General features: G+C 61.1%; 16 protein-coding genes. 4 read left to right on the forward strand and 12 right to left on the reverse strand.

The genetic code is table 11. The features are described 5' to 3' along the window. The first annotated feature begins 15 nt into the window (after window positions 1-15). Together QOV41_RS11845 and xth are read left to right on the forward strand one after the other, a co-directional pair. Complete coding sequence (locus QOV41_RS11845; RefSeq protein WP_284576814.1) at window positions 16-1,122, forward strand: serine hydrolase domain-containing protein; 1,107 nt, start codon at window positions 16-18, stop codon at window positions 1,120-1,122. Between the two features lie 16 nt (window positions 1,123-1,138). Beyond that, on the forward strand, window positions 1,139-1,918 hold the full coding sequence (gene xth, locus QOV41_RS11850; protein WP_284581301.1) for an exodeoxyribonuclease III: 780 nt from the start codon (window positions 1,139-1,141) through the stop codon (window positions 1,916-1,918). Here the strand turns inward: xth and QOV41_RS11855 are convergent. The 5 genes from QOV41_RS11855 to QOV41_RS11875 form a co-directional block, all read right to left on the reverse strand. Next, entirely contained in the window at window positions 1,915-2,724 is an 810-nt protein-coding gene (locus tag QOV41_RS11855) for a tetratricopeptide repeat protein (RefSeq protein WP_284576815.1), read from the reverse strand. The genes xth and QOV41_RS11855 overlap by 4 nt on opposite strands. Before the next feature lie 501 nt (window positions 2,725-3,225). After that, entirely contained in the window at window positions 3,226-5,985 is a 2,760-nt protein-coding gene (locus QOV41_RS11860) for a valine--tRNA ligase (RefSeq protein ID WP_284576816.1), read from the reverse strand. A 157-nt stretch (window positions 5,986-6,142) separates the two neighbouring features. Continuing rightward, window positions 6,143-6,949 (reverse strand): PopZ family protein, encoded by an 807-nt coding sequence (locus QOV41_RS11865; protein WP_284576817.1) that lies wholly within the window; start codon window positions 6,947-6,949, stop codon window positions 6,143-6,145. 189 nt (window positions 6,950-7,138) lie between these two features. Further along, window positions 7,139-8,503 carry a TolC family outer membrane protein gene (locus tag QOV41_RS11870; RefSeq protein WP_284576818.1) on the reverse strand — a complete coding sequence of 455 codons (1,365 nt, stop codon included), beginning with the start codon at window positions 8,501-8,503 and terminating at the stop codon, window positions 7,139-7,141. Between the two features lie 136 nt (window positions 8,504-8,639). Next, window positions 8,640-9,443, reverse strand: a complete 804-nt coding sequence (locus QOV41_RS11875) for a protein-L-isoaspartate O-methyltransferase family protein (protein ID WP_284576819.1) — start codon at window positions 9,441-9,443, stop codon at window positions 8,640-8,642. Window positions 9,444-9,669: 226 nt separating this feature from the next. On the opposite strand from QOV41_RS11875, the gene QOV41_RS11880 reads away from it, so the two are divergent. Continuing rightward, window positions 9,670-10,944 (forward strand): lipopolysaccharide biosynthesis protein, encoded by a 1,275-nt coding sequence (locus QOV41_RS11880; RefSeq protein ID WP_284576820.1) that lies wholly within the window; start codon window positions 9,670-9,672, stop codon window positions 10,942-10,944. Further along, entirely contained in the window at window positions 10,941-12,173 is a 1,233-nt protein-coding gene (locus QOV41_RS11885) for a GNAT family N-acetyltransferase (RefSeq protein WP_284576821.1), read from the forward strand. The genes QOV41_RS11880 and QOV41_RS11885 overlap by 4 nt, the downstream gene beginning before the upstream one ends. A gap of 62 nt (window positions 12,174-12,235) precedes the next feature. Here the strand turns inward: QOV41_RS11885 and QOV41_RS11890 are convergent, their stop codons facing one another. From QOV41_RS11890 to QOV41_RS11920, 7 genes are all read right to left on the reverse strand, one after another. Then, window positions 12,236-13,216: a TerC family protein gene (locus QOV41_RS11890; RefSeq protein WP_284576822.1), complete on the reverse strand. Its 981-nt coding sequence runs from the start codon at window positions 13,214-13,216 to the stop codon at window positions 12,236-12,238. After that, window positions 13,216-13,698 carry a TerB family tellurite resistance protein gene (locus tag QOV41_RS11895; protein ID WP_284576823.1) on the reverse strand — a complete coding sequence of 161 codons (483 nt, stop codon included), beginning with the start codon at window positions 13,696-13,698 and terminating at the stop codon, window positions 13,216-13,218. Before QOV41_RS11895 ends, QOV41_RS11890 begins: the two co-directional genes overlap by 1 nt. Before the next feature lie 264 nt (window positions 13,699-13,962). Then, complete coding sequence (locus QOV41_RS11900; protein ID WP_284576824.1) at window positions 13,963-14,553, reverse strand: exopolysaccharide biosynthesis protein; 591 nt, start codon at window positions 14,551-14,553, stop codon at window positions 13,963-13,965. 67 nt (window positions 14,554-14,620) lie between these two features. Further along, window positions 14,621-14,875: a hypothetical protein gene (locus QOV41_RS11905; RefSeq protein WP_284576825.1), complete on the reverse strand. Its 255-nt coding sequence runs from the start codon at window positions 14,873-14,875 to the stop codon at window positions 14,621-14,623. Window positions 14,876-14,919: 44 nt separating this feature from the next. Continuing rightward, window positions 14,920-16,698, reverse strand: coding sequence for a potassium/proton antiporter (locus QOV41_RS11910; protein WP_284581303.1), 1,779 nt, complete (start codon window positions 16,696-16,698; stop codon window positions 14,920-14,922). Between the two features lie 33 nt (window positions 16,699-16,731). Continuing rightward, entirely contained in the window at window positions 16,732-17,175 is a 444-nt protein-coding gene (locus tag QOV41_RS11915; RefSeq protein WP_284576826.1) for a PTS sugar transporter subunit IIA, read from the reverse strand. Window positions 17,176-17,299: 124 nt separating this feature from the next. After that, complete coding sequence (locus QOV41_RS11920; protein WP_284576827.1) at window positions 17,300-18,418, reverse strand: FUSC family protein; 1,119 nt, start codon at window positions 18,416-18,418, stop codon at window positions 17,300-17,302. Window positions 18,419-18,472 lie beyond the last annotated feature (54 nt).

Consider the following 18,472-nt stretch of genomic DNA (forward strand, 5'->3'; position numbering starts at 1 on the left):
CTGGGGGATTTGACCATGGCCAACATGCAGGCGACCGACAGCACCATTGACGAAGCCATTGCGAGCGGCAAGCTTGTGGGAACGGTGGTGATGGTGGCGAAAGATGGTGAGACCATCTACGCCCGCAAAGCGGGATTGGCCGACCGCGAGGCGCAGAAGCCGGTAGAGCTCGACACGGTTTTCCGTGCGGCATCCCTAACCAAGCCCATCGTGGCCGCCACTATTCTGGCCATGGCAGATCACGGGCTCTTGCGCATCGATGAACCGGTGCGGCGCTACCTGCCGTATTTCCGACCCAGGATGGCTGATGGCACCGAGCCGGTCATCACGCTTCATCATCTTCTGACCCATACCGCCGGGCTCACCTATGACTATTCACGCGATCCCCGCATCAGCGGCGGTTTGACGAATTCGGATATGGCACTGGACGAGGTGCTGCGCCTGATAGCCGAGCAGCCACTGGCTTATCCGCCGGGAACCTCGTGGCAATATTCCGTGGCAATCGACGTTCTTGGCGGCGTTGTGGCAGCGGTCAATGGTGGGCAGTTGAGCGACGCCGTGGCTCATTATGTCACCGGTCCGCTGGCGATGCCCGATACAGTCTTCAGCCTTTCCGAGTCCTCTCGCCTGGCGACACCTTATGCTGACGGTGAAGATGAGCCGGCTCGCATGAGGGATCCACACGCTGCCAACAATCCTTGGGGTGGCGTCACCAGTTTTTCGCCCAGTCGGATTTTCAATTCGACAGCTTTTCAGTCTGGCGGAGCGGGCATGGCTACTACCGCGGCGGACTTCCTCCGCTTTCTCGAAGCGATGCTTCATGGAGGTGGACCCGTTCTCGCCCCGGCAACCGCCGCTAACGCCCTCCGTAACCAGATGGGCTATGAGCGCGAGCCTGGGCAGGCTTTCAGCTTCCTGGGCAGCTATACAGTCGACCCGGAGAAAGCGGGGCACCCCTGGGCCGCGGGCACCAACAATTGGGGTGGGATCTACGGCCACGTCTGGTCCATTGACCCGACCAATCGGATCTCCATGGTTTCGCTGAGCAACACCGCATTCTATGGTGGCGAACTGGATTATCCGCGCGCCCTGCGCCGCGCCGTTTACACCGATCTCGTCTGAGGAATACGCCATGGGCCTGCGCATCGCCACCTGGAACATCAATGGCATCAAGGCCCGGCTGGAACTGCTGTTGCGCTGGCTCGAGGAGGAAAAGCCCGACATCGTTTGTCTTCAGGAGATCAAGACGGTCGACGAGGGCTTCCCGCGCGCCGAGATCGAGGCGCTGGGTTACAATGTCGAGACGCATGGCCAAAAGAGCTGGAACGGCGTTGCCATTCTGTCTTTGGTGCCGTTCGACGAGGTCAATCGTGGCCTGCCTGGCGACGATAGCGACGAACAGGCTCGACTAATTGAAGCGGTGTTTTCAGTAGAGGCCGGCGCGATCCGCGTTTGCAACATCTACCTGCCGAATGGCAATCCGGTCGACAGCGAGAAATTTCCGTACAAGCTGGCCTGGATGGACCGACTGCTCGACTATGTCGAGACGCGGCTTACCTTTGAGGAGCCCTTCGTGCTGCTGGGAGATTTCAACCTCATTCCGGCACCTCTCGATGCCCACAACCCCGAGGGGTGGTGGGGCGATGCGCTCTATCGTCCCGAGAGCATGGAGCGGTTTCGCAAGCTGGTGAACCTGGGCATGACCGACGCCCTGCGCGCCACCACATCGGAGGTGGCCTATACGTTTTGGGATTTCCAGGCCGGTGCATGGCGACGCAATCTGGGGATCCGCATCGACCACCTGATGTTATCGCCGCAGGCCGCAGACCGGCTGGAGAGCGTTGTGGTCCACAAGGACGTGCGGGGCTGGGAGAAGCCCAGCGACCACGTCCCCGTGGAGGGGCAGTTCACGTTCTAGAAGGACGCGAACTGCGGTGCTACACTCGTGGCCAGGCTGCTTGCCTCGAGCCGCTGCTCGGGGGTTGCGATGGACATGGCCTGATTGAGCAGGTCACTAACGTAGGCCGCGTCGGCCGTGCCGATGCAGCGCTGCTGGCCCAGAGTCAGCCACATCAAGCCTTCGACCGGCTGTGCTTCGAAACCGGGAACTCCGTTGAACAACATGTCGCCAAGGCGCGCTTGAGCAAGGCAATGACCCTTGCGGGCGGCAAGTGAGAACCAGCGAGCGCTCTGCAGCGGGCTGACGCCCAATTCGCCCTCTTCGGCATAAAGTAGCCCAACCCGATACTGCGCATCGGCATCACCGAAATAAGTGGCGGCGTGCAGCAGCAGAGCGTGCGAGCGTTCCGCGTCAGCGGGGATGCCCGCATCGGGCAAACCCTTGCGGTAGTAGTCGCCCATCTTGACGAAGGACTGCGCGACGATATCGGACTCAAGCCCCTTGGGTGCCGCATCGGCGTGGAGGTTGGCAATCTGCGAGAAGTAGCCGAACGCCCGGACCGGATCCTTGGCCACGCCTTCGCCATTCTCGTACATGGTGCCCAGCTGGTACATGGCCATGGGCTGTCCTGCGGCGGCAGCACCTTCAAGCGCCGCCAGCAGATCGTCACCCGATACGCCGCCCCCTGCCCCATCCAGCATATTAGCCATGCCAAGGGCCGCGTCGGCTGCAGTTTGGGCGTGAACCGGCAGCGCTGTCGCGGCAAACGCGAACATGGCTGCCATAGCCACGGAAATCAGGGAATGGTCCCCAACTGACCGCATGATACTCCTTTTGCCCGTGCAAATGCGGGCTAACGTCAACCCACCGCCGCACCTCGGCACGAACTGGCCGGAAGCAGAAGCAGGATCATTGAAACAGTCTCGCTCGCGTGACGCGGCGGAGAAAGACTGCGTTAACACTTGGGTAAACTTTGTTTGTGTCGGCATTTGAGCGGAAGCGAGATCAATTCTGCTCCAAATCAGACCGCCACGTGTACTCGTGCGTGCTGGTAGTGCCTGCATCGTCCGAGCCATCTTCAGTTCACCTCCACGCCGATGACCGCCCTTCACCAAGGAAGGCGGTTACGAGCGGCACTGGGGGGAATAAAGCGTAGGCGGGCGCAATCTCGCCCACCCACACAGGTCATCCGCCCCGATGCCTATGCCGATCCGTTTAGGCGCAGATTGTGGCGGGAAACATCGCCAAAATGTTTCCGGCGGGCGTTCGCAAAGTGAATCGCGAACGCTGTTGCTGAATCAGCACATAGAGGCGGAACAGCCGCTCTAGCGGAGCCGCTCCAAGGCCTCCGCGATGCGCGTGCGGCGTTCAAGAGCGGCCTCGCGCCGGGTCTTCTGCTCCTCGATCACCTCTTCTGGCGCCTTGGCGACGAACTGCTCGTTGCCGAGCTTCTTGTCGATCTGGCCGACTTCAGCGTCGAGCTTGCCAACTTCCTTTTCAAGACGGGCGCGCTCTGTTGGAATGTCGATAAAGTCGGCAAGCGGCAGGGCCCAAGTCGCTTCGCCGACCACGAACTGCGCCGACTCGCCGGGGATGTCCTTGCCCGGCGTGATGCTGTCGAGCCGGGCCAGGCGCGTGATGAGCGAGGTCCCTGCCACCAGACGTGCTAGGGTGCGTTCTTGCGCGCCAACGACGACCAGAGGCAGCTTGGCGCTGGCGGGAACATTCATCTCCGCGCGAATGGAGCGGACGCTGGTGATCACCTCGATCAGCCAGTTGAGTTCGGCATCCGCCTCCGCATCCTCGAGCCCGTCGAGCTTTGGCCATTCAGCCAGGATCAACATGCTGTTGCGGGCAGGCCCGAACTTACCCGTTTCCGCCCACAGCTCTTCGGTGACGAAGGGCATGAAGGGGTGGAGAATGGCCAGGATCTGGTCGAGTGCCCAAGCCGCGGTGGCGCGGGTTTCGGCCTTGGCGACCTCATCCTCGCCCATAAAGACGGGCTTGGCGAATTCCACATACCAGTCGCAGAACGTGCCCCAGACGAAGTCATAGGCGGCGTTGGCGGCTTCGTTGAACTTGTAGTCCTCGATCCCCCGCGTCACCGCTGCGGCGCCGCGCGCCGTCGCGCCGACGATCCAGCGATTGAGCGGCAGCTTGTTGTTCTTTGGGTCGAAACCTTCGACCCGACGACACTCATTCATTTCGAGGAACCGCGCCGCGTTCCAGAGCTTGGTGACGAAGTTCCGGTAACCCTCAACACGGTTGATGGAGAGACGGATATCGCGGCCCTGCGCCGCCATGGCAGCGAGGGTGAAGCGTGTCGCGTCAGCGCCGTACTGATCGATGAGCTGGAGCGGGTCGATGACGTTGCCCTTGGTCTTGCTCATCTTCTGGCCCTTTTCGTCGCGGACCAGGGCATGCATGTAGACGGTGTGGAACGGCTCCTCTTCGAGGAACTCAAGGCCCATCATCATCATGCGGGCAACCCAGAAGAAGATGATGTCGAAGCCTGTCACCAGAACGCTGGTTGGATAATAGCGCTGGAGCTCGGCGGCTTTATCCGGCCAACCCAAGGTGGAGAACGGCCAGAGCGCCGAGGAAAACCATGTGTCGAGCACATCCTCGTCGCGCTTCAATTCCACTGTCTCGCCATAGTGCGCGTCGGCGAGCGCCTGCGCCTCGGCTTCATTGGCGGCGACGAAAGCTTCGTTGTCCGGACCATACCAAGCCGGAATGCGGTGGCCCCACCAGAGCTGGCGGGAAATACACCAAGGCTTGATGTTCTCGAGCCACGCAAAATAGGTGTTCTCGTACTGTTGCGGCACGAACTTCGTGCGACCCTCCCGCACGGCAGCCAGGGCTGGCTGAGCCAGCACGTCGGCCCTCACCCACCACTGGTCCGTCAAGAAGGGCTCGATAACAACGAGCTTGGACTTTTCATCGTGGGGGACCATGATCTTCTTGTCTTCGATATGGTCGAGTCCGCGCGCAGGGTTGTCCTCGGCCAGTGCCGTGAGGTCGGCAATGATGGCCTTGCGCGCCGCGAAGCGGTCCAAACCCCGATAGGGGGCAGGCACGAAGTCTGCATCGATGATCTCGCCCCTGGTGGTGAGAACATTGATCTGTTCGAGCTTGTTGCGAACACCCACCTCGAAGTCGTTGAAATCATGCGCGGGCGTGATCTTCACAGCGCCGGTGCCGAGGGCTGGATCGGCATATTCGTCGGCCACGATTGGAATGCGACGGCCAACCAGCGGCAGTTCCACGAACTTACCGACAAGATCCTTGTAGCGTTCGTCTTCCGGATGCACGGCCACGCCGGAGTCGCCGAGCATCGTTTCGGGGCGCGTGGTCGCTACAATGATGTAGTCGCGCGTTTCCCACTCGGTGGGCTTTCCATCTTCGTCGTGTGCAATCGGGAACTGGTAGGTGACGCCATCGGCTAGCGGGTAGCGCAGGTGCCACATATGACCCTTGACCTCGATGTTCTCGACCTCGAGGTCGGAAATTGCGGTTTCCAGGCCGGGGTGCCAGTTCACGAGGCGTTTGGCGCGATAGATTAAACCGCGCTTGTGTAGCTCAACGAAAACCTTGGTGACCGCACGAACCATCTGGTCATCGGCGTCGCCATGGTCACCCATGGTGAAGCGTTCGCGCGAGAAATCAGCGGAGGCACCCAGCCGCTTGAGCTGGTTCATGATCGTGCCGCCGCTCTCGTCTTTCCACTCCCAGACCCGGCGGACGAACTCCTCCCGGCCGAGATCCCGGCGAGACGGCTGCTGCTGCTCCATCAACCGGCGCTCGACGATCATCTGCGTGGCAATGCCAGCATGGTCCATGCCCGGCTGCCAGAGCACATCCTTCTTCAGCATGCGGTTGAAGCGAACGAGGATGTCTTGAATGGTATTGTTAAGCGCGTGCCCTATGTGCAGGGAGCCCGTGACGTTGGGCGGCGGAATGACGATGGTGAATGGCTCAGCCCCTGGCTCAGCCCCCGCGCCGGCAGCAAACGCGTCGGCCTTTTGCCAATCGGCGAAGATGCGGCCTTCAACGGCGCCGGGCTCGTAGGTCTTTTCAAGCATGGAGTCACTCGCAACAGCGGAGGCCCGCTGGCGAAGCGCCGGCAGGCCGGGAGGAAAGGTTGGCTGACTTGAAGCAAAACAGCGGCGCAGGGTCAACTGCGCCTATGCGCATGCCCGTGAAAACAAAAACGGCGCGCCCTAGGCGCGCCGCGTCTGGCTATTCGATACCGCGGGATATGCGACCGATTTCTTTTTCCACCATCCGCTCGACCACCGATGGCAGGTTCTCGTCGAGCCATTCCTTGAGCATGGGTCGCAGCATGTCGCGCATGAGCGACTCGATGGTGGCGCCACCATTGCCAATGCCAAGACCCTGCAGGCGCGTGATGGAACTGCGAACAGCAGCCTGGGTGGCCGGCTCCAGCAATTGGTCGGCCATGTCACTGGTCAGCGAAGGATCAGGTAGCGGCGCGGCCTGTGCCACTGTGGCTTGTGGCCGTGGCTCTGCAGCCTTGGGCGCGGGCTGCGGTGCTGGCTTGGGCTCTGGGGCGGGCTCAACTTGCGCCAGCTGCACCGGTTCAGGTCGCGGTGCCGGCTCGAAACTTGGCAGATCGTCTTCGTCCTCAGCCTCTTCAGTGGCAAAGTCGATGTCTTCTGGCTCCACCAAAGGTGAGAGCGCCTCAACAGGCTCATCAACCTCGTCCGGCTGTTCATCTTCGCCTTCTGTATCGGCGAGGATCGAATCGAAGCTGAAGCCGCTGACGTCGTCTTCGGCTTCCGCCTCTGGTTCATCATCAACGATCTGCGATGGCTTGAGCGCCAGGGGCTCGATGTCGTCGAGCATGTCGCTGAGATCCCGGTCGAGACCGCTCATGGGTCGAGCCGGCGTGGCCTCCATTGGCGGAGGGGCGGCCTGGATGGAGGGCCGGCGCGGAACCCCAGCAGCGTCATCGTCGGCTATAATCTGCCGGATGGACGACAGGATCTCATCCATTGAGGGTTCTTTGGGGGCAGGCTTGTTCATCAGTGCCTCTTACGCAAGCGCTCGATCGGTGGAATGCGGCCATCCGCCGGTGGTCGATCCGATTCGTCCCAATCACCATACCCTTTGAGGCAACAAGAAGGAATCGCGCTACCGACCGAGAAGGCGCTTTCCACTAAAAGTTGTGGCCGGGACTAGCCCGGCCACAAACGATAGGCGCTTGAAGTGCGATCAGTCCTCGACAGTGCGCAATTCCTGCCAAACGTCCTCGACAGTCTGGGTGTAGTCCACCACCTCTTCGATCCGCAGCGACTGACACAGTTCCTGTCCGGCGAGTTGGCCGGTCGCCGACAGGAGAGAGAAGGTGGCGACCACCTTCTGGGTAGACGCGTTGATGACGGCCTCGCGGGCGTTGATCAACTCGGCCTGGGAGTTGAGCACATCCAGCGTCGTGCGGGTGCCCAAGTCACGTTCCTGAATGACACCTTCGAGCACTTCCGAGCCGGCCGAAACTGCCGAGTTGGCGGCGGCAATCTGGGCATCTGCGCTCTGAATGCCGGCCCAAGCCGAAATGACCGCCTCGCGAATCTGGTCGTAGGCGGACATCGCGTCGACTTCGGACTGGATCTGCTCGAGATTAGCCTGCCGAACGCCTGACCCTATAGCTCCACCGGCATAGATGGGAATGGTGATGGAAATGCCAACGCTACCGCTGATGCCATCCGTGGGCGCGCCGCTCGGGCCCGTCCACCGCGTGCCAACCTGTCCCGTCAACGATGCGGTGGGACCAAATGCCGCCTGGGCTGCATCGCTTCCGGCCTGCGCGGCGCGTATGGCAGCCTTGGAGATCAGAATGGCTGGATGGTTGGCCTCGGCCTGGGCAATGGCGGCCTGGATACTCGAGGGGATGAGACGAGCGTAATTGTGGCTAGCCCCGAGACTGCCCGGCGAGGCCCCAACATAGCGCTGGAACGTCGCCTCGCTGACTTCAAGGCTGCTGATGGCTGCCTGATAGGCTGCACGACCCTGCGCAAGGCGTGCTTCGGCCTGAGCCACGTCGATGCGGGTGCCCTCACCTACTTCCAGCCGATCCTGCGCAGACTGCAGCTGCGCCTGGAAAAACTCCAAATTCTCCTGGCGCAACGCCACCAGCTGGCGATCGCTCAAAACCGACATGTAGGCCTGCACGACAGAGAGCAGGACATTCTGAGCAGTATTGAGAATCTGGTGCCGTGCGATCTCCGCACCGGCACGCGCCGCCTCGACCCGCGCGTCGGTCTGGAAATTGTCGAAAATGGTCTGGTTGTATTGCAGCCCGGTCGTTAGCGACTGGGAGTCATTGAATTGACCACCAACCATCGACCAATTGTAGTTGCCCGACACCGAGGCGCCAATCGTCGGCCGCTTCTGCGAAAGTGCCTGGGCAATGTTTTCTGCGGAAGCTTTCGCCTGCAGCACTGCCGATTGCAGCTCGGGCGAAAAAGAACAGGCTGCCGTCAACGCTTGGGTCAATGATTGTGCCTGCACCGGTGCAGTCGGAGCCATAGCAACTCCGAGCGCAAAGGCGCTCACCAACATCTTACGAATGATACGCATGGGCCGTCTCCGATCCCCAGAACACTAGCCGCCACATCGGGGATAAAACAATGTGCCGCGACAATCCTTACCGAAACTTAGCGAAACGAAACGGAACGGACCGTGCCCGCTCGGCAACAGAGCAGGCAAAACGCTACTAGAACACGAACTCTTCCTGCGGCTTGGCCGCAAAGAAGGCGGGCAGCGTCGCGTTGAACTCGGGACGACCCGCCACCGAATCTCCGGTTCGGATGAACACGGTGGCACTCGCCACAGCCCCCTTGCGGCGCATCAAGGTGACCAAACGTCCACCATCGGCGATAAGAGAAACAAAGCTATCGGGCAGCGCTTCGAGCGTACCCTCGACAAGAATGGCGTCGAACTTCTCACCCGCGAGCTGATCCACATCGCCTACGACGATGCGGGCGTTCGCTACATTTAACGCGGCCAGATTCGCTTGGGCGCGTGCTGCGAGGTCAGGATCAAGCTCGAGACCGACGACCGATTCTGCGAGGTTAGCAACAAGAGCCGTGGAGTAGCCAGTGGCCGCGCCAATAACCAAGGCCTTGTCGTTGTTGGTGACCTCAGCCAGCTGCACCAGCCGCGCCAGCGTTGAGGGGGCGCACATAAACCGACCCTGCCCCGGCTTTCCTAGCCAGTGAATGTCGTCGATATAGGCCAGGTCATGCCGGTATTCAGGCACGAACCGCTCGCGTGGCAGCGAAAGCATGCGCGAGATGATGCGCTGGTCAGTCACGCTGTTGGTGCGGACCTGGCCCTCGACCATGTTGACACGAGCATGTTCAAAATCGATCATTGGGAGGGTACCGCCGAGCTTATCCATATGCCGGACGTGAATATCCCCCGCCCCGCCCACTGGCAAGCGGGCAAGTTGCTCCGTGACAAAAAGTTGTTGGTGCTCAAGCTCACGGACCAAGAACGCGTTCAGAGGTTCGTTCATCTGGCATCGGGCGGTGAACGTAAAAAGGTAACTATACGGCCCACTAGACCGTGCCTTTCCGAAGTTTCGACAGTACTTTACCGCTCCAGCCTGGGGGGAACGGGACGGTGACGATCATGCACGGCGGCGCGCATTGAGCGCCTCTCCATCCATTGTGGCGAACAAGACCGGATCAGCCGGGCAATCCCTTGCGTCCGCCCCTTTTGCTGGTCAATCGATCCGCATCATGGGCATCCGTATCTTTGGCGCTGGACTGGGGCTCCTGGCTCAGGTTGTTGCCTCGCGCTTCATCGGCGTTGAAGAGTACGGGCACTTCGCCATCGTGTTCGTCTGGTTGCTGTTGCTAGGCCACCTCGGTACTGCCGGCACCTCTCAACTCCTCTATAAGCTGCTTGCCCAATATCTGGAGACGGGTCAGCTGGTTTTGGCCGCAGGCCTCCTCCGCTTCTGTATGTTGATGACCCTCCTTGCCTCGGGCCTCATTGCGGGCCTCGGCATCGCCGCAGTGCTGTCAGGCTTCCTGCCGCTCGACCCTGATTTTGTTCCGCTGGCCGTCGTCACCCTCTTCGCCGTCCCCCTGCTGGCCTTCCAAGACTTCCTGGAGGCGATCGCCCGCGGCCTCGATCGACCGACACTGGGGATTGGGCCGGCTTACCTGCTGCGACATCTGGCAATCATCGCTGGCCTCGTCGGTTTGTTGCTGGTGGGACAGATAGCAACATCGCTTACCGTCGTGGCGTTGGTCATTGTCGGGCTGGTCGCCAGCATGGCTACGCAGTACGCCCTGTTACGTTCACACCTTCGGGCGGCCATTGGCGGCACTGTGCCTCGCTATCGGTCGCGCGACTGGCTACGCACAACCATGCCGCTTGCTGCGGTCGACTTCGCCGAGGTGCTGTACTTCAATGCCGACGTGATCATCCTGGGCCTTCTGGTCCCCCCCGAACAGGTCGCGTTCTATTTCGCTGCCTCCCGCTTGACGCAGATCCTGGCCTACGTGCCCTATGGGGTCAGCGCTGCCACTGCTCAGAAATACGCGGCCCTCGGCGCTGCCAACCGCCGCAACGATCTTCAGACCCTGATTAGCAAGTCGGCGTTGCTGGCGAGTGTGCTTGCAGCCATCGCCGCACTCGCCTTGTCGCTGCTCGCAGGACCGCTGCTGGAGCTTTTTGGGAGCGGTTATGAGCAGGCCCGCGAACTTGTGCCGGTACTCTGCCTGGGGATGGTGGTCGCCTGCCTGCTCGGGCCGGGCGAGGACGTCCTCAACATGCTGGGAGAGGAGCGGCTGTGTGCTGTTGCCTTCGTCATCGCCCTGGTTGCCAATGTGGCGGCAGCATTCGTCTTGATACCAGTGATCGGACCCGTGGGAGCTGCCATAGCAGTGGTGCTGGGCTTTGCCGTTCGTGGCGTGATGCTGTCGCTCTTCGCCTACCGCCGCCTGGGCCTGGTGTTGCCAGCGCTGGGTACGCTCTTCGCAAAATCAAAGGGGCTTCAAACGTGACCAGTTCCTACACTGTCGAAGTGCTGGATCGGAGCGAACTATGCCAGCTGAGCGCGGCCAACTGGGACGAGCTTTCCGCGAATGCAATCGACGAGAACCCGTTCTACGCTCGCGCCTACGTAATCGCCGGGCTTCAGACCATCGACGCAAATGCCGATCTACGGGCGGTCACGGTGCGCGAACAGGGGGCGCTCGTAGGGCTGTTCCTGTTCCGACTAAAGCGGTGGCCGGTCGAACGCGCGGTGGCTGCCAGCAACGTCTATCAATTTAACACCCAGCCGCTGATCCACAGAGACCATGCCCGTGCCGTCGTGGCGGCTTGGCAGGACGCTCTACAGAAACGTCAAATTCCGCGCCGTTGGAGCTTTCCAGATATCTGTCTCTCCAGCGCCTTTATACGTGAGTGTCAGAGCCTAGGTGCCACCAGCCAATTGGACCTAATCCCTTCTGCCGCCTACGCGCGGGCGCGGCTTACCCGCCTTGACGGCGGCTTCGATGCTCATCTTCAAACTGTGGTCTCGAAGAGTCGCGCCAAGGACATCCAGCGCTCGCTTCGCCGTCTCCGGGAACTGGGAGAGGTGACCTTCGAGCGTCAGCGCGATCCTGCCATGGTTGTCCAGCGGATCGAGGACTTTCTCGCCATAGAGCATGCTGGCTGGAAAGGCCGGGCCGGCACTTCATTCCTGGCCAACGACGCTCATGCCGCATTCGCTCGGCGGGCTTTCCACCAAGAAGGGGCAGCCCGCACTTCGGTGGACTCGCTGTTGCTTGACGGCAAGCCAATCGCGATCTCCGTCAATCTGCAAACCGGCGACACAGTTTTCACCCCAAAATGTGCCTATGACGAGAACTTCCGCAAGTTCAGCCCTGGCCTGGTCTTGGAGTATCTCGTCATCGAAGCCTTCTATCGTGACGGGGAGTGCGCCGAGATGGATTCCTCAACCACGGTAGACAATCACGTTATTCAGGGGCTGTGGAACTGCGACAGGGCGATCGCGCAGGTGCTTATCGGCCCGCCGGGCTGGAAGACCCGCCTGCTGGCGTCGGCGCAGCAACGCTGGGCCAAAGCACGACACACGTTCAAGGCGAGAATCGGCGGGGAAAGAGTGCTGGGGATCCGGGCAGCGCTACGCAGGTGGAAGCACAAGGCCCGACTTATCCAGAGCAACGCGCTCGTTGGCAGTGCCGGCTTTCTGCATGCGTTGGAGGCTCTTGCCCCGGCAATCTGAGCTACGCGGAGCGAAGTCTATGGGCCAGGAGATCGGCTGAACCGAGCTCCCGGCCCTTGTTGTTAGCTCTCAGCCGGCTTCGGCACCGCCGTGCGCCACACCGAGTAGAGGATGCCTGTGGCCAGGATGATGAAGGTGATTGCCAGGGACCATTCGGCCGGGAATTTCTCCCACCCGAGCAGGTCGGCCACAAAGATCTTCGAGCCGATGAACACCAGCAACACTGCCAGAGCCTGCTTGAGGTAGGCAAAGCGGTGCAGGATTGCAGCCAGGGCGAAGTACAGCGCCCGCAGGCCCAGGATTGCAAAGATGTTGGACGTGTAGACGATGTAGGGGTCGGTGGTGATCGCGAAGATCGCCGGCACCGAGTCGACGGCGAAGATCACGTCGGCGATCTCTATCATGACGAGCGCCATGAAGAGCGGTGTCATAAACCTCACCAGCTTACCCGACTTCGGATCTGCCTGACGGATAAAGAACCGATCGCCATGCAGATTGTCTGTCACGCGGAACCGACGGCGCATGAAGCTAAGCACCGGATTGTTCGCAAGGTCGGTCTCGCCGTGTCCGCCCGTCAGCATTTTTATGCCGGTGAAAACCAGGAAAGCCGCAAACACATAGAGAAGCCAACCGAACTCGGAGACGAGCGTGGCGCCGACGCCGATCATTATGGCACGCAGGACGATGACGCCCAGAATACCCCAGAACAGCACCCGGTGCTGCAGATGACGGGGAATGGCGAAATAGCCGAAGATCATAGCAATGACGAAGACATTGTCCATCGCCAGGCTTTTCTCGACCACGAAGCCGGTGAGATATTCGACGCCAGACTGAGGGCCAAGCTGCCACCAGACAAAACCGCCGAACGTCACACCGAGGGCAATATAAAACCCTGAAAGCAGGAGGCTCTCGCGCACGTTGATTTCGTGGCCGTCCCGGTGCAGGACGCCTAGATCAAAGGCGAGCAACGCCATGACCAGACCAATAAAGCCGAGCCACATCCAGGCTGGCTGGCCTAGAAAAATGAGGGTGAGCAATTCCATCAGCGGTCACCTTCCCCAAGGCCCAGAACCACTTCGACGCGGTGCAACGCGCCAAGCTCCGCGGGATGAACAAGGCTGTCCGCGGCAACGACGTTGGTGCAGGTGGCATGGATCGTCCGGCGCTCGGCTGCAGATAGCTGAAGCGTCGCCAGAGAGGACAGAGCTCTGTCCTCCGCTTCGGCGGGATCATCGTCGTAGGCGCGCAGGTGACCGGCGAGTTCCTGCCCCAGATCGGCTACGGAAAAGCCGCGCAGGCGGGGGTTGGCGAGGAACGCCTCCACCAGACGACGGCGCTCGACGAGCTCGACCCGACCATCGGCCCGGGCGATGATTACCGCGGCAGCTACCAAGGCCTGCAGGATCGGCTCCGCACCTGCGCTCTCGACTTCATGGCGCAACTCGCGCGGGGACAGGGACTGCCGAACGCGCGATCCGCGGCCGGGGGAGAATAGGTCGTCATTTGTATTTCTGGCGTTTGCCATGGATGTTTCCTCTCAACTTGCCGCTCGGCACAGCTGAGGGAATGCGCATGGTGATCCAAGATTAGCCGGGCACCAAACGCAGGTGCCCACGAGCCCTGCCAAGGTGATCCGACATCGCGTGGCAGCAGAGCTACCAACGCCAGAGGGGCCCGGTCACGTCATCGAGATTGGGAGGCCTAGTTGTTCTTGCAAGTGGGGGTGCCAGATTTTTCCGCCGCGGACCAGAAGGCCCTGCAGCGCGCAAGCAAAGCGGTCAGCGACAGCTTATCCACTGAAGCCAAAGTACCAGACTGCAACAGGAACGCCGAGCAGCACAATTAGGGCCAGGATCATCAGTGCACCATCGCGAGTCAGCAGACTCGCGGCAAAGAGCGCGATCACAGCAGATGCGATGGAGCCTGATGTCGGAATTATTTCCATGAAAGGCATGAAAAGCGTTAGCAGGGCGACGAGAATGAGCGGCACAAGGAGTATGGGTCGGTGAAAAAGCCAGGTCAGGCGCGGCTTGATAAGTCGCTCGACCAAATGGACCGGCTTGCGCAGCCAGCCGATCCCCTTCCTGACCTTGTCGGTACCCATGTGCCGCTTGGTAATAAAGCCCGGCAACCAGACACATTTCCGGCCGAAGATCAGTTGCACGACCAGAAGGAGGACAATTACCCCGACCATAGTAGTCAGGCCCGGAATGCCGCTGGCCGGTGAGGTCGACACCAGTGAAAAGATCAGCATCAGGGACGCAAACGATCGCTGCCCGAGCGTTTTGACGACCTCGTCCACGGATATGCTGTCGCCCTGAGCCGATTTCTCGAGCTGATCGAGGACGTCGCTGAGCGCGTGTGTTCCTTGTTGTGCCATGCCCCACCTGCTTATGGAGGAGCAACGTTCGTTTTTCGGGGCTGGTTCCTCAGCCAGTCGGGGGCAGCTAAGGTGTCCACTCGCGCGTACAGGATTTGTCGACGTCCGCCGGTTGGCCGCTCTCCTGGTGCTCCAAACAGTCACATTGCGCCAGGAAAGCCGCCGCTTCGGCGTCAGTCAGCTTGTCGCGGGACTTTAGCATTTCCAACTGCCAGCGGCAGAGTTGGGTATTGGATGCCCCTTGGGCGAGCGCTGCGGTAGGTGTGACAAGGCACATAGCGTTGACAAGCGCCAGGAGTGCTGGCGAGACGAAACGGATCATTGCTACCCTTAATCTCGGCAGCGAAGAGAAACGGTCTGTCGGGTCTAATTGCGGCGTCGGCGATAAACGTCCATCAGCTTGCCACCAAGGTTGGTCCAGGATGTGCGGGGCCGGTCTTCATCCACGATAGCCAGTCCACAGGCGACTGCCTGCCCCGCATCGTCAACCTCCCGGACCACGAGTTCGACGGTTCCCAATGCTACCCGATCGCCTATTTCGGCGCGGCCGCCGACACGTGAACCGACGAAGTCGGCAATGCTCACATCGTCTACCTCCGCCGGCAGGGTCACGCCGTAGAGCGCCGCCAGCGTGTGGATCGATTGCCTTGGATCGACATCAAATATGCCGAAGAAATCGCGGTCGTCGGGTGCCACTTCCGCGGGGCCGGCGAAAAGTCGATCCAGCAGGCGCACAAAGCGCGGTGCAGTGAACACATAGACGTTGTCGGCGGGTTGTAGGTGTCGAACCTGCTGCCATTTCATAGAATGCCCATCCCGAATGACCAGTGATGGCCTGGCCCAGCGCGGCAGCCTTGCGCCACGAGCGACCGGGCTCCCCTCCGCCACTTTATAGACCACCAGTTCATGGTGAGCGGTGCCTGGGAGTTCCAGTTCCACGCGGTTGAGGGGACCAACTATTGGCGGCACGATCAGGCGGAGCCAGCGCGCCATTGGCCGCAAGGTCCAGCCTTGGAGAACCAGCGAAACGAGAACCACAATGAAAACGGTATTGAAATAGAGCTGTCCATTAGGCAGTTCAGCAATCACGGGCAGAATGGCTAGGAGGATCGAGACGGCACCACGCAGACCCACCCAGCCAACAAAGACCTGCTCGCGTCCGCGAAAGCCAAAGGGAAGCAGGCACAACCACACAGCAAACGGGCGAGCCACGAGGATCAATACAAATGCCAGCAACAAAGCTCCGGGCGCGGCAGCAAGGAATTCGGACGGCGTCGCATAAAGACCCAGCATCACAAACATGACGATTTGCGCTAGCCAGGTCATGCCTCCCTGAAACCGCCGCAGACCATCGGCGCCCCGCAGCCGCCGATTGCCGGCTACGAGGCCCGCGACGTAGACGGCAAGGAAGCCGCTACCGCCGAGAATTCCGGCGAGAGCGAAGAGGAAAAAGGCCGCTGCCAGGACCAGCACGGGATAAAGCGCACCCTCGAGATCGACGCGGTTGACCACCACGGCGATCAGCAGCCCGCCACCGATGCCCATCACCACACCCAGGCCCATCTGCTGGATGAAACCGAGAAGAACGCCAGCATCGGGGTAGTCGATACCCGCTGCGATTAGCTCGACCAGAAGCATGGTAAGGAAGATCGCCATTGGGTCGTTGGAGCCGGACTCCACTTCAAGCGTAGAGCGCACGCGCTCACGAATGGTAATCTGACCGATGCGCAGCAGGAAAAAGACGGCTGCCGCGTCGGTCGATCCGACGATGGCGCCAATCAGCAAGGACTGGAGCCATCCCAGTCCCAAGGCGTAGTGCGCGGCTACGCCAACTATGGCCGCGGTCAGAACCACGCCTAAGGTGGCTAGGGTGATCGCGGGTCCCGCCGCCTGCCGGAACGAGCGGATAGACGTGCCAAAGCCCGAATCGAAGAGGATGACGGCGAGCGCCAAGCTGCCGATGAAGTACGCAGCGCCTGCATCGTTGAAGCGCAAGCCCAGCCCATCCTCACCTGCCGCCAAGCCGACGAAGAGGAAAACGAGGAGCAGTGGCGCGCCGAAACGAAACGCTGCAAGGCTGGTGAAGATCGAAGCGACCAACAGCCCCGAGCTGACCAGAATGACGAGGTAAATCCAATCGACCAGGGAGTCCTCCTTCGTGCGCCTAACTTGTCGCGGTTAGTTTTCGAATGCCGCCATTACCTCCTCGGCGGACTGGGCACTGCGGAGCTGCTTGATCGTGTCTGCTTTCCGCAAAGCCCGCGCGAAGCTGGCAATGCCCTCGAGATGCGTCTTCGAGGCCCCCGCTGGGGTCAAGAGTAGCAAGACCAGGTCCACTGGCGTGCCGTCCGCAGCCCCAAAATCGACAGGTGTCGCTGGGCGCAAGAAGACCGCCATGGCTTCATCCAGGCCCTCCAGTTGCGCATGGGGAAAAGCAATGCCTGAGCCAATTGCGGTGGATCCCAACTTCTCACGGGCGGCAAGCGCGTGGCGGCATTCATCCACACGCGACCCGCACCGCTCGCTGACGCGCTCGGAGAGAAACTGCAGCACTTCCTTCTTGCTGCCGAGATCGACATCAAGATGCACATCAGCCGACTGCAGCAGGTCTGTGATGCTCATGACAAAATGTCTCCGGTTATCGCAACCGCTGCCGGATTGCGGGCGGCGATTGCTGTTGACTTAGACCAATAAATTAGCGCTGCCGCAATCGGTGCCCGACCGGCTAACGGTTGTTGCCCCCTGCTCAATTCGGGCAATCGTCTTCCGCCTTTTCGCCTACCCCGGCACTGTCCGCCAGGTGATCCATCTCCCGCCGCAATTGGCGCCAGCCAAATGCAACAATCTCGCGCTGCTTGTCCTCGGGGGTGAACTGGTCCGCTGGCCTGCGCTCCAGAAAGGCGTCCCAGTGCCGGGAAACATCCTCAAGATCCTGCCGGATCTGGTCCAGTGCGGATTGGTCGGGCGCATCGCCTGCAATGGCACCGGCGAGTTCGCCCATATAGGCGCAGCTTGCCTTGCGAGAGCGTGTCAGTAGCTCCTGCTGTTCTTCACCTGGGTGCCGGTCGCCACCACTGACCATGCGGTCGAACATGGACAGGTGGTGCCACAGCCGGTCAACCGCATGCAGCATCTGCCCATGCTGGTCGTTTCCGGATCGCTTGATCCATCTCGACTGTCCAAGGCGCTCGCGCGCGGTCGTCAGTTCCCGCGCCACCGCATCGTGGTGCTGGGACCACTTCTCGTTGCCGCAATGGGGATTTGGATCAAAGGCAAGAGCGATCAAGTCGCCGCACCGCTGGACCGCTTCGGATACGTGGTTCCGGGCGCTCTGATGCGCGGTCACCGGGAACACGAATGCGCCCGCGAGCGCACCAATGCCACACCCCACGGCGATGGCGTAGGCCTTCTCGAGAGCCTCTCCCAAGAGATCGCCGCCGCCGCTTGGCGAAAGGATGAGGATGGCGGCGACCACAGCGCCGAAACGCATCTGGGGCCGAACTTCGCCCACCGCACCCATGATCCCGATGGCCAGCAGCAGGGCAACAAGGTTCAACCATTCGGAGGAGCCGATCAGGACCACCCCGGCGAGACCAAGGACGATGCCGAGCGCAGCACCCATAACCCGTCCCAGAGCCACATTGACTGTGCCACCGACACTGGTCTGCAGCACATAGAGTGCCGAGATCACGGCCCAGGTTTTGTCAGGCACCGCCAGCAGCGTGCAAACGAGATAGGTCAAGCCGGTGGCGAGGGCTGCCCGGATTGCGGCACGGACAGCTTCGTGCCGATGAACCGTGGCGCTGAACGCCAGAAACGGAGCAATTCTTCGGCGCTTCGCTCCGGCTGAAGAGAAGATGGTCATAGTCTGGCTCGTTAGCTTTCATCGCCAACGGCCCTGCCGCAAAGAGGGTTGCGA

The organism is Devosia sp. RR2S18, assembly GCF_030177755.1.
Classification (GTDB): Bacteria; Pseudomonadota; Alphaproteobacteria; order Rhizobiales; family Devosiaceae; genus Devosia; species Devosia rhizosphaerae.